Raw genomic sequence first — 13,414 nt, 5'->3', positions numbered from 1 at the left:
CCCGCGGCCTCGCGGCTCAGACCGTCTGACGTTCCTGCGGCGCCGGCACGTCCGCGAGGACGCGCGCGAGCACGCCCTCCGTCGTCGTGCCCGTGAACTCCGCCTCCGGGTCGAGCACGATGCGGTGCGCCCACGCGGGGAGCGCGAGCTGCTTGACGTCGTCGGGCAGCACGTAGTTCCGGCCCTGGCTCGCGGCCCACACCTTGACGCAGCGCGTCATCGCGAGCGCGCCACGGATGCTCACGCCCAGGCGCACCTCGGGCACGCCACGCGTCGCCTCCGTGAGACCCGCGATGTAGTCGAGCACGGCCGGGTCCACGTGGACCGTCGCCGCGAGGTCCGCCATCTCGGCGACGGCCTGCGTCGTGACGATCGGCGCGAGCGCCGCCGAGCGGTCGCGCTGCGCCGAACCCGCAAGGATCTCGACGGCGGCCGCGCGGTCCGGGTAGCCGAGCGACGTCTTCATGAGGAAGCGGTCGAGCTGCGCCTCGGGCAGCCGGTACGTCCCGGCCTGCTCGATCGGGTTCTGCGTCGCGATCACCATGAACGGGCGGCCCGCGGAGTGCGGCACGCCGTCGACCGTGACCCGGCCCTCCTCCATGACCTCGAGGAGCGCCGACTGGGTCTTCGGCGAGGCGCGGTTGATCTCGTCCGCGAGCACGATCGACGCGAACACCGGGCCCGGGTGGAAGTCGAACGCCCCGGTCTTCTGGTCGTAGATCGTCACGCCCGTGACGTCGGACGGCAGGAGGTCCGGCGTGAACTGGATGCGGCTGTGGCTGCCCTGCACCGACGCCGCGATGGAGCGCGCCAGCATCGTCTTGCCGGTGCCCGGGGCGTCCTCGAGGAGCACGTGCCCCTCGGCCAGCATGCACGTGAGCACGAGGCGGACGGTCGTCGGCTTGCCCAGGACGGCCTGGCCGACGTTGCCCGCGAGGCGGTCGAACGTCTGCGCGAACCACGCGGACTGCTCGGGTGTCATCGTCATCGTTCGGTCCTTGTCTTCTCTGGTCGGAGGTCGGGGTCGGGGACGGCGCCGGGCCGACCCTTAGTAGGAGGCCGTCACGGTGCCGCTCGGCCCGTACACGAGCGCGTGAGTCTTGGAGTCCCAGTCCGCGATGGCGCACTGCAGCTTGACGGTCCCGGTCACCGGCACGGTGTACGTGTAGTTCGACCAGGGAGTCTGGCTACCGTACTGGCACATGACCTTGATGGTCTTGCCGCCGTCCGCGTAGTTCTCGGTGTTGAGGATCATGCGGTGGCAGACGGCCGACGAGCAGTCGCCCGGGTAGACGGTCTGCGCCGGGTCCCTGGTGATCCACAGCTTCTGTACGGGCTGCGGCTTGGCCGGGCTGTCGCTCGACGCCTTGGTGGCGCTCGCCGAGCCCGCCGGGTTGGTGCTGGTCGCCTTGAGCGTGACGGACGACGAGTAGCCGACCGTCGCGGTCCCGACCTTCTTGGTGACCGTCGCACCCGACGCCACCGTGAAGGAGCCGACCGTGCCGTTCGTCGTCACCGTGACGTCGCGCCCGCTGGTGTTGTGCAGCGTCACGTCGAACGAGCCCGTGTAGGAGCCGCCCGAGCCCGACCAGCCGTTCCAGGAGATGGTCGGCGCGTCCGGCGGGCCGTAGGGCGTCGCGGACGCCTTGCCGCTCGCGGCACCCTCGGTCGACGTGCCGTCGACCTTGGCGACGGCCCGCACCTGGAACGTGTAGCTCTTCCCGTTCGACAGGCCGGAGACGACCTTGCTCGACGCCAGCGTGTTCCAGCCGCCACCCGTCGAGTACTGGTACGACACCTCGCTCGACGAGAGACCGGTGCCCGACAGCGACGAGCCCGTGAAGGTGAGCTCGACGGTGCCGTCCCGCTCCGTCGCCTTCGCCTTGAGCCCCGTGGGGGCGGGCGGCGCGGCGAAAGCGCGGACGGGCGCGGAGGCCGGGCTCCAGGCCGCGTCCCCGAACTTGTCCGTGGCCTTGTTCTTGGCCCGGAGCTTGAACGTGTACCCGGTCGTGCTCGCGCCGACCTCGATCGTCGCCGAGGTGGCGGAGCCGGCCGCCGTCACGGTCTTCTTGGTGGTCGAGCCCTGCATCACGGCGATGTCGTAGCCCGAGATGTCCGCGCCGTTGTCGTTCGGCGTCTTCCAGGTGACCTTCATCTGGGACGTCGTGCCGATCGACGTCCGGGTGACGTCCGGCTGCGCGGGCGCGGCCGGCTTGCCCGCCGGGAACTCCGAAGCCGACGCCGCCGACCAGTCGGACGGTTCCGGCGCGTTGTTCACGGCCTGCACCTGCACGGTGTAGGCCGTGCCGTTGGTGAGTCCCTTCCACACCGTGGTGGTCCCGGTGACGCCGTCGATCTCCGAGACGCCGCTCGCGGGTGCCGGCGAGATCCGCAGGTTGACCTTCTGGATGGCCGACCGGTCCGAGTACGCCTGGTTGGCCCAGGTCACCGTGAGCTCGCCGTCGCCGAACTCAAGAGTCGGCGCCGCGGGCTGGTCCGGACGCTGGTCGGGACGTGCGGTGTCGGACTCGGGCGACGGGTCGGACGCGCCGACCTCGTTGTTCGCGACGACTGTGAACGTGTAGTCCTGGTCGTTCGTCAGGCCCGTGATCGTGCACGTCGTCGTCATGCACTCCTGCGGCGCACCCGACGACGGCGTCACCGTGTACGAGGTGATCTCCGCACCGTTGTTGTTCGGCGGGCTCCACGACAGCGTCACCTGGTGGGACTCGATCGTGCCGATCTCCGGCTTGACCGGCGCATCCGGTCGGCCCTGCACCGTCACGAGGACGTGCCCCTCGACCTGGCGGTCGGGATCCTTGGTCGCGTCCTGGATCGTGTACCGCAGCGCGATCTGGCCGTGGAAGTCCGCCCCCGGGGTGATCTCGACCTGGTTGTCCTTGACCACCGGCGTGCTGGCGTCGCTCTGCGTGTCCATCGTCACCGAGACGAGGGTGAGCGGCGTGCCCTCGACCTCGAACGGGTTGGTGTCGTTCTCGAGCACGGGGATGGTCAGGAGCTTGCCCTGCGGCGCCTTCTCGACGACGTCCTCGACCGCGACCGGGAGCGCCCGGTTCGACGCGACGACCGTCACGGCGACAGCGCCCTCGACGTCGTGGCCCTTGTTCCCGTCGCCGACGACGAACGGCACGCTGAGCTGGGTGCCCTTGGGGGTGTCGGACTTCGCGACGACGTGCACCATGCCGTCCGAGATCGTCGCCTCGACCCCGTCCGGCACCGTGCCGAGGCGGTACGTCAGCGTGTCCTCGTCGAGGTCGGACGCGATGCTCGTGAGGTCGGCGTCCTGTCCCTCGGCGTCGCCCGCCCCGACCCGCACGGCGGGGTTCCCGGCGAGCACCGGCGGCACGTTCTCGGGCGGCGTCACCTTGATGGGGACGGTCACGACGAGCGTGCGCCCCTTCGGGTCGTCGGCGGTCTTCCCGTCGGTCACCTCGAACGAGACCGACGCGTCGCCGGCGTAGCGCTCGTCGGACACGAACCGGATGGTGTGGGTGTCCAGGACGTCGCGCGAGCCGTTCACCGCCTTGACCTTCGACTCGGTCGTGAGACGGGCGGTCAGGCCCCTGCCGACCTTGACCTGCCGGCGGACGTCGATGGTCAGCGGCTCGCCGCTCTTCACCGTGAGCGGCTGGACGGCCGGCTGGGGCGGCGTCGTCGCGGTCGGGTCCTTCTCGTCAGGCTTCTTCGGGTCGTCCGGCTTGAGGACGGCTGACGGCAGCGCCGGCACCCACACGAACGCCTGGTCCGTCAGGCCGTCCGGGTCGGTGACCGTGTAGGGGAACACCTGAGGCTTGTCCGTGAGCGGGACGGAGACTCCCCCGTCCGGGCGGACCGTGACGCCCGGCTGCTTCGTCGTGACCTTCAGCGCGCTCGGAGCGCCGTCCGGGTCGGAGTCGTTCGCGCGGACGTCGACGAGCACGACCTTCTTGTCCGCGACGTCGGTGTCGGACACGATGTCGTCCTGCGCGACGGGCGGCTGGAGCGGCGCCTTGCTGTCGACCGTCACGACGATCGTGCCGGTCGCGCGGCCTCCCCGCGTGTCGGCGACCGTGTAGTAGACCGCCCACGTGCCCTTCTGGTCGGGGGCCGTGAACGCCACGAGGTTGCCCTCACGCTTCGCGCTGATCCCCGGTGAGAGGCGCAGGTCGCCGGCGAGCGAGATCGCGTCCCCGTCCGGGTCGGAGTCGTTCTTCAGCGGAGCGACGCTCACGCTGCGGCCCGGACGGACCGTGACCGTGTCGTTCACCGCGACCGGCGGCTGGTTGACGGTGGTCCGCGGGGCGATCCCGACGCGGATCGTGCCGACAGCGTCGAGGCCGCGCCGGTCGATGACGCGGTACTGGAACGAGTCGGTGCCGACGGAACCCTCGCCCGCCGTGTAGACGATCGTGCCGGCCGTGACCTCGGCGGTCCCGAGCGCAGGCGCCGACGCGAGCCCGGCCAGGCGCACCGAGTCGCCGTCGGGGTCGATGCCGTCGAGCTTCGGGACGATCGTCACGGTGCCGCCGCTCGTCGCACGCGCCGTGACGGTCGGCGGGGCGGGCGGCGTGTTCTGGGCGTCGCCGAGCACGTGGACCGTGACCTGCGCGGAGTCTTCCTGCCCGTTCTTGTCCCGCACCCGGTAGATGAGGTAGGCGGTGCCGGTCTTACCGGTCGCCTGGAACCGCACGACGTCGTCGGACACGAACGCGCGGCCCAGCGAGGCGGCCGGCTCGCGAGCCAGCTTCTTCTGCAGGAGCAGGGCGAGGCCGTCCGGGTGGGTGTCGTTGGCGAGCACGGGGATCGTGACGACGTCACCGACGTGCACGGTCGCCTCGTCGGCGACGGCGTGCGGCGGGTGCAGCTTGTTGGGTGGCGGCACCGGGATCACTCGCACCTGGCCCACGGAGCTGTCGGTCCCGTTCGAGACCGTGTAGCGGACGGTCACCGGCTCCTTGAGGTGCCGCGCCTCCGTGATCCGCAGGACCGAGTGGCCGAGGACGGCCACCGTCACCGGGGCGTCCGCGGGCACGTCGACCGACTGCACGACGAGCACGCCGCCCGCCGGGTCGGTGTCGTTCGCGAGGACGTCGACGAGCGTCTGGCCACCCGACGGGAGAAGCGCCGTGTCCGGGACCGCGACGGGCGGACCCGCCTTCGTCGTCGGCGCGACGACGTCCACCCGGTAGACGCCGGTCGTCGCGGTCGGGCCGTCGCTGACCTGATAGGTGCCGACGTACGAGCCGGGCTTGTCGGCGACGAGCTGGAAGGAGCCCGTCGGGTACGACGGGCTGACCTTGGCGCCCGACGGCTGCGACACGCTCGCGAGACGCAGCGCGTCGCCGTTGGCGTCCGTGTCGTTGCGCAGCGGATAGACGGTGACCGGCTCGCCGGGGCGAGTGGTCGCGTGGTCCCCCACGGTGACGGGCGGCTGGTTGCCGGCGCCCTTGACCTCGACCCAGAGCGTGCCCTGCGCGCTGCCGCCCATGCCGTCGCTGACGGTGAGCGTGACTGCCTTGCGGCCCGTCGCGGCGCCCGCGTCCCGGTACTCGACCGTGCCGTCGGTCTCGAAGCGGACCTCGTCGCCCTTGACCTTGGCCGCGGCGTCGGCGAGGAAGAGGTCGTCGCCGTCGGGGTCGCGGAAGTACGGGAGCACCTTGATGGTGCCGGTCCCCCCGCGTACGACCGTGAGCACCGGCTCTCCGGTCTGCTCGGGCTTGTGGTTCACGTCGTAGGGGACGACCTTGATCCGGACCGACGCGGTGTCCTCGCCACCCCGACCGTCGCTCACGCGGTACCGGAACGTCGAGCTGCCCGCCGACGTGTCGTCCGTCGTGGCGAGGAGCGCGTCTCCCCCGAGCACCTGCGAGACGACCGCGTTGGGCGGGCCGTCGCCCTCGACCTCGGCGGCGAGCACGTCACCGTCGGCGTCGGTGTCGTTCATGAGCACGGGAAGGACGGTCGAGCGCTCGGGCCGGACGCCGAACGTGTCGTCCTTGGCAACGGGCGGGTGGTTCTTCTCGCTCCGGTGCGTGATCGGCTTGTCGACCTGCTCGGGCGTCTGGTCGGCCGCGTCCGTCGGATCTCCCTTGGCGTCCTCCGGGATCTTCTGCTCCCAGTCGTCGACCTTCTGGTACTCGTCGGCCGCGAGCCAGACCGTGCCGGCCGCGAGGTCGTTCAGGACGACGTTCGACCGGTTCACCCGGTAGCGCAGCGTCGCGTCGCCGCTGTCGATGTGCTGGTCGAGGTCGTGCATCGTGCCGGCGCAGTCACGGACGACCTGCCCCGTCTGCGACCAGGCGCCGTACGTGCAGCCCGCGACCTGCACGGGCGCGACGGGACGGCCCGACGCAGCCTGCACCGACGCGGTAGAGCCGTCCAGCGGCTGCGACACGAGGCCCGACGTCGTCGCCAGCGCGACCGTCGACGACGCGGCGCTCGGCTGCTGGAGGACGGGGTCGGCGCCGTCGAGGGCCACCGTCGCGTCGGCCAGGTGGAGCTTCTGGGTCGTCAGGTCCAGCACGACCGGGGTCGTGCCCACGGCCGTCACGGCGAGGGCGTCGTTCGCGCCGATGCCGGTGAGGTGGCGTCGCGTGACCTTCTGCGCCGTACCCTCGTCCGTCGTCGTGATCGTGGTGAGGGTGCCCGACGGGTCGGCCACGTGGACCGCCCCGTCGACCCCGACGGCGACCACCGCGTTCTTCCGCGCCTTCGCGGCGGGCTCGGTGACCTCAGGGTCGAACGACGCGACGCCCGTCGCTGGGATGACCCAGACGCGGCCGTCGGCGGGGTCCAGGATCGCGGTCGTGGCCGCGCCGAGCCCGACCTGGGCGTCAGCGGGAAGCTTCGCGGTGCCCTTCAGCTTGGCGTCCGCGACGTCGACCGGGCTGAGCGTGCCGAGGCTCGGGTCGAACGCGAGGACGGTCTCCGCCTGCTGCAGCACGTCGACGGAGGTGCCGGACGACACCAGCGTCGCATCGAGGGCCTGCGCGGCGGTGTTGAAGCGTCCGACCTCGGCACCGGTCCCTCGGGTGACCCACACGCCCGAGTCGTTCAGGTCGACCCGGGCGGTCGGCTCGCCGTCGTACGTCAGCGCGAGCGCGATCATCGCGGTCGACACGACCGACACCGTGCTCACGGACACCACGGACCTGCGCCTGGAACCCAGGCTCTGAAGAATCCCCACTGCTCACCCTGCAAGTCGTCGGTGCATGGTCAGAGACGCCGCACACCTTGCACGGGCGACACGTCCGCGTATGATACCCGGCCCTTCGACGTCCGAGCCGCGACGTCCCACCGGGCCCCCCGTCAGTTCGGCCACGTGATCGCGTCCTCCTTGTACGACACGCCGTCGACGATGACCCACGCGACGGCGCCGTTGTTGTGGCCCGCGACGCAGCCCATCGTGGTCGTCTGCCCGGCGTTGAGCGTCACCTGGGAGCTGTGGCCCGCGACCGAGTGGTCGGCGCCGCCGTAGGTCCACATGCACTCGACCGAGTGGCTCCCGCTCGGGAAGTCCGAGCTCGGCGTCACGTCGAACCGGTGGCAGACCGAGCCCGTGCAGCCGCTGACGTCCATCTGCGGACCGCTCGAGACGACCACGTGCGGTTTCGTCGGCGACCCCGTCGCGCAGGTCTGCTGCGAGGCCGCTGCCCCGCTCGTCGCCGTCACGGTGACGCAGAACCGGATCGTGTTCGGGTACGTGCCGCCCACGTCCTTCGACCCCGACTTCGCGGTGGTGTCGCCGCTGACGGTGTAGTCGCGGCCGTTGCCGGACGTCGACCACGTGAAGGTGACCTTGCCGGCGCCCGCAGAGGCGCTGACCTCGGGCGCGGGCAGCGGCCCGTACGGGGTCGCCGTCGCCGACGACGCCGGGCCGGCGTTGTTCTCGTCGACGCCCTCGACGTCCGGGACCGCGCGCACCTGGTAGGTGTACGGCGTCCCGTTGTCGCCGCAGGTGACCGTCGCGGACGTCGCGCCCGCACCGGCGTCGGTCCAGCCCCCGCCGCACGCCGTGTACTGGTACATGATCTCGCCCGACCCGAGCCCGGCGGCCGTCGCTCGGTCCCACGTGAGCGCGACCTGCGAGTTCGACCCCGTCGGGGACGCCTCGAGCCCCGCGACCGAGCCCGGCGCGGCGAACGCGCGGATCGCGTCCGTGACGGGGCTCCACTCGGCGTCGCCGAACTTCTCCGTGGCCTTGTTCTTGGCCCGGACCCGGAACGTGTAGTCCGTGGTGTCGGCGCCGACGTCGACCGTCGCGCTGGTCGCGGAGCCGCTCGCCGTGACCGTCGTGACGACGCTGCCGTTCTGCAGCGCCTGGACGTCGTAGCCCGTGAGCGCGCCGCCGTTGTCGACGGGCGCGACCCACGTGACCTGCATCTGCGACGTCGTGCCGAGGGACTTGCGCGCGACGGACGGCTTGGCCGGAGCGGCGGGCTTGCCCGCCGGCGTCTCCGTCGCGGACCACGCCCCCCAGTCGGAGGGCTCGGGTGCGCCGTTCACGGCCTGGACCTGCACCTTGTACGCGACGCCGTTCTTCAGGCCCTTCCAGACCGTCGTCGTGCCCGTGATGCTCGGCAGCTGCGTCGAGCCGTCGGGCGCGGCCGGCGAGATCTGCAGGTTCACCTTCTCGATGGCGGACCGGTCGGTGTACGTCCGGTTCGTCCACGTGACCGTGAGCTCGCCGTCGCCGAACTCGAGCGTCGGGGCGTCCGGCGCGTCGGGGCGCTCGTCGGGCCGCGCGGTGTCGGACGCCGGGGACGGCTCCGAGTCGCCCGCGGCGTTCGTCGCGACGACGGTGAACGTGTAGTCCTGGTCGTTCGTCAGGCCCGTGATCGTGCACGTCGTGGTGACGCACTTCTGCGGCGCGCCCGACGACGGCGTCACCGTGTACGAGGTGATGTCGGCGCCGTTGTTGTTCGGCGGGCTCCACGAGAGCGTCACCTGGTGCGACTCGATGGTGCCGATCTCGGGCTTCGCGGGGGCGTCCGGGTGCCCCTGGACCGTGACGAGGACCTGGCCGTCGACCTGCCGGTCCGGGTCCTTGGTGGCGTCCTGGATCGAGTAGCGCAGCGCGATCTGGCCGTGGAAGTCGGCGTCGGGCGTGACGACGACCTCGTCCCCCCGCACGACGGGCTGGCTCGCGCTGCCCGACTCCAGGACGACGGCCGTGAGCGTGAGCGGCTTGCCGTCGTCGGCGAACGGGTTCACGTCGTTCGCGAGGACCGGGATCGCGAGCTCCTGGCCCGCGAGGGCCTCGGGCACGTCGTCCTCGACCGCGACCGGCACGTGACGGTTCGACGCCACCACGGCGACGTGGACCTGGCCCGCGACCGCGGGGTGCTGCCCGTCGGTGACCGTCACGGCGACGGTCCCGTCCGAGCCCTTCGCGAGCGAGGGGTCCGCGGTCACCGACAGCATGCCGTCGGCGTCGACCTCGGCGTGCAGGCCCGAGGACGCCTTCGCGACCTTGAAGGTCAGGGCATCGCCGTCGGGGTCCGTCACGGCGCCCGCGAGGTCCGTCGTGCCGGGCTCGTGGTCGCCCTGCCCGACGTCGACCGCGGGCCTCCCCGAGAACACGGGTGGCAGGTTCTGGGGCGAGGTGACGGTGATGGGGACCGTCAGCGTCGCGACGTGCCCCTTCGGGTCGCCCGGGCCGGTGCCGTCCGTCACCTCGAAGCTCAGGCTCGCCTGCCCGACGAACTTCGCGTCGGACGTGAACGTGATCCGGTGGACGTCGGTGACGACCCGGGTCCCGTTGACGGCCTTCACCTTCGCGTCCGTCGTGAGGCGCGGCGTCTTCCCGTCCGCGACACGGACGAGCGAACGGATGTCGACCTTGAGCGGCTCACCGCTGCGCACGGTGAGCGGCGGCGCGTCGGCGCGCAGCGTCGGGACCTGCGTCTGGAGGGCCGGCACCCACACGAACGCCGAGCCGGTCAGCCCGTCCGGGTCCGTGACCGTGTACCGGAAGACCTGGTCACGGTCGGTCAGGGGCACGCTCAGCACGCCGTCGTCGCCGACCGTCACGCCGGGCTGGGCCGTGGTGACGGTCAGAGCGCTCGCGGCGCCGTCGGGGTCGGAGTCGTTCGCGAGGACGGGCACCGCGACCGCGGTCTTCCCGACCACGTCCGCGCCGGACACGACGTCGTCCTTGGCGACCGGAGCACGGAGCGGCGCCTTCGAGTCGACCGTGACGACGATCGCGCCGGACGCCCGCGCGCCGTGCGTGTCCTGGACCGTGTAGAAGATCGACGACGTCCCGGGCTTCTCGGGTGCCGTGAGCACGACGAGGTTGCCCTCGGTGCCGGCCTCGAGCCCGTCGGGCGCCCGCAGCCTGGAGACCAGCGAGATGCGGTCGCCGTCGGGGTCGGAGTCGTTCGTCAGCGGCGCCACGGACACCGCGCGCCCCGGCCGGACCGTCACGGCGTCGTCGACGGCAACGGGCGGCTGGTTGGTGGTCGGCGGCGGCGCGATGCCCACGCGGACGGTCCCGGTCGCCTGCTGGCCTCGCCTGTCCTGCACCTCGTACTGGAAGGTGTCGGTCCCCGTGGACGTCTTCGCGGCCGTGTAGACGATCGTCCCGGCCGTGACCGTGGCCGTCCCCTTCGACGCGGGCGAGCCGATGCCCGTGAGGCGCACCGAGTCGCCGTCGGGGTCGGTCCCGTCGAGCTGCGGCGTGATGGTCACCGAGCCGCCCGAGACGGTCCGCGCGAGGATCGTCGGCGGCTTGGGCGGCGAGTTCTCGGCGCCGCCCAGGACGTGCACCGTCACCTGGGCGGAGTCCTCCTGGCCGTTCTTGTCCCGCACCCGGTAGATGAGGTACGCCGTGCCCGGCTTCGAGCCCGCCTGGAAGCGCACCACCTGGTCCGAGACGAACGCCGTCCCGAGCGACGCCGCGGGCTCGCGCGCGAGCTTCGGCTGGAGCAGCAGCTCGAGCCCGTCGGGGTGGGTGTCGTTCGCGAGCACCGGGATCGTCACGACGTCGCCGACGTGCACCGACGCCTCGTCGGCCGTCGCGTTGGGCGCGTGGAGGCGGCTCGGCGGCGGCACACGCACGACGCGCACCTGCCCGACCGCCGAGTCCGTCCCGTTGGAGACGGTGTAGCGCAGCGTCACGGGCTTCTCGACGTTGCGGGTCTCGGTGATCCGCAGCACCGAGTGGCCGAGCACCGCCACGGTCACGCCCGCGCCGTCAGGGACCTCCACGGACTGCACGACGAGCACGCCGCCCGCGGGGTCGGAGTCGTTCGCGAGGACGTCGACGAGCGTCTGCCCGCCCGAGGGCAGGAGCGCGGTGTCCGGGACAGCGACGGGCGGACCCGCCGCCTTGCCGGGGTCGACGACGTCCACCCGGTAGACGCCGGTCGTCGCCGCGGGGCCGTCGCTCACCTGGTAGGTCCCGACGTAGGACCCCGGCCGGTCGGCGACCAGCTGGAACGTCCCGGCGTCGTAGTTCGGCGTGACCTTCGCCCCGGAGGGCTGCTCGACGGTCGCGAGGCGCAGGCTCTCGGCGTTCGGGTCCGTGTCGTTGCGCAGCGGGGACACGGTGACGGGCTGGCCCGGCTGCGTGACCGCGTGGTCACCCACGGCGACGGGCGGCTGGTTGCCGGCTCCCTTGACGTCGACCCACAGCGTGCCCTCGGTCGTCCCGCCGAGGCCGTCGGAGACGGTGACCGAGACGGCCTTGCGCCCCGTCGTCGCCCCGGCGTCGCGGTACTCGACCGTGCCGTCGCGCTCGAACCGGACCTCGTCGCCCTTGGTCTTCGCGGTCGCGTCCGCGAGGTACAGGTCGTCGCCGTCGGGGTCGCGGAAGTACGGCAGGACCTTGATGGTGCCCGTGCCCCCACGCACGATCGTGAGGACGGGCTCCCCCGTCTGGTCCGGCTTCTTGTTGGAGCTGTACGGCACGACGGTGAGCCGCACCGTCGCCGTGTCCGCGCCCCCGCGCCCGTCCGTCACCCTGTAGCGGAAGGTCGAGACCCCCTCGGACGCGTCGTCGGTGGTGGCGAGCAGCGCGTCGCCGCCCATGACCTGGGACACGGCGGCGTTGCCCGGCCCCTGCCCGTCGAGCTGCGCCGCCAGGACGTCACCGTCGGGGTCCGTGTCGTTGGACAGCACCGGCAGCACGGTCGACCGGCCCGGACGGACGCCGAACCGGTCGTCCTTGGCGACAGGCTTCCGGTTCTTGTCGGTGCGGTGCGTGATCGGCTTGTCGACCTGCTCCGGCTTGTCGTCCTTCGCGTCCGACTGCTCGCCCTTCGCGTGCTCCGGGACCTTCTGCTCCCAGTCGTCGACCTTCTGGAACTGGTCGGCGGCGAGCCACACCGTGCCCGAGGAGAGGTCGTTGAGGACGACGTTGGACCGGTTCACCCGGTACCGCAGCGTCGACGCCGAGTCCAGGCCTGCCAGGCGCTGGTCGAGGTCACGGGTCGTCCCCGTGCAGTCGCGGAGCACCTGGCCCGAGCCCGACCACGCCCCGTACGTGCAGTCGCCCACCTGGACGGGGGACACCGGGCGACCCTGCGCGGTGCGCACCGTCGCCTCCGAGCCGTCGAGCGGCTGCGAGACGAGCCCGGTCGTCGTCGCGTACGCGACCGACGACGACGCACCGCCCGCCTGCTGGAGCACCGGGTCGGTGCCCTCGACCTCCACCTCGTGCCCGGGGAGGTACAGCGTCGACGACGTCACGTCGAGCACGGCCGCGTGCGAGCCGACCGCCGTGACCGCGAGCACGTCGCCCGTCCCCACGCCGTCGAGGTGCTCGCGCGAGACGTGCTGCGCGGTGCCGTCCTCCGTCGTGGTGACGGTCGTGAGCGTGCCCGACGGGTCCGCGACGTGCACCGTCCCGTCCGGGCCCACCGCGAGGGCCGCGCCCTTCTTCACCGTGGCGACCGGTTCGGTGACGTCCTGGTCGAACGACGCGACCCCGGCCGCAGGGACGACCCAGACGTGCCCCCTCTCGGTGTCGAGGACGGCGGTCGCACCGCCGCCGAGGCCCACCTGCGCGCTCGCGGGGAGCTTGGCCGTGCCCTTGAGCTTCGAGTCGGCGACGTCCACCAGGCTGAGCGTGCCGAGGCTCGGGTCCGACGCGAGGACGGTCGTCCCCTCCTGCAGCACGTCCGCGGACGTCCCCGACGAGACGAGCGTCGCGTCCAGCGCCTGGGCGGCCGTGTTGAAGCGGCCCAGCTCGGCGCCCGTGGCGCGTGTGACCCAGACGCCCGAGTCGTTCAGCTCGACCTTGGCGGTCGGCTCGCCGCGGTAGGTCAGCGCGAGCGCGACCATCGCGGTCGAGACCACGGAGACCGTGCTCACCGAGGCCACGGTCTTGCGCCGGGCGTAGAGGTTCTGAAGGAGCCCCACGGCTGTCGTCCTGCGTTCTTCCTGGCGGTGCCCGTCGAGGGCGCCGGTG

The 13,414-nt window shown here is 72.2% G+C and carries 3 protein-coding genes; all 3 read right to left on the bottom strand.

Annotated features, from left to right (window positions below; all coding sequences use genetic code 11):
* Positions 1–16 precede the first annotated feature (16 nt).
* The gene (locus tag ACFT5B_RS05725) at positions 17–988 is read right to left on the bottom strand and encodes an AAA family ATPase (RefSeq protein ID WP_386797017.1); all 972 of its coding nucleotides are present in this window, start codon (positions 986–988) and stop codon (positions 17–19) included.
* Between the two features lie 60 nt (positions 989–1,048).
* The gene (locus tag ACFT5B_RS05720; protein WP_386797016.1) at positions 1,049–7,138 is read right to left on the bottom strand and encodes an Ig-like domain-containing protein; all 6,090 of its coding nucleotides are present in this window, start codon (positions 7,136–7,138) and stop codon (positions 1,049–1,051) included.
* A 170-nt stretch (positions 7,139–7,308) separates the two neighbouring features.
* Positions 7,309–13,365, bottom strand: coding sequence for an Ig-like domain-containing protein (locus tag ACFT5B_RS05715; protein ID WP_386797015.1), 6,057 nt, complete (start codon positions 13,363–13,365; stop codon positions 7,309–7,311).
* Positions 13,366–13,414 lie beyond the last annotated feature (49 nt).

The sequence above is a fragment of the Luteimicrobium sp. NPDC057192 genome (assembly GCF_042670205.1).
In the GTDB taxonomy this organism is placed as follows: Bacteria; Actinomycetota; Actinomycetes; order Actinomycetales; family Cellulomonadaceae; genus Luteimicrobium.
This window is presented reverse-complemented; position numbering and strand designations above follow the sequence as displayed.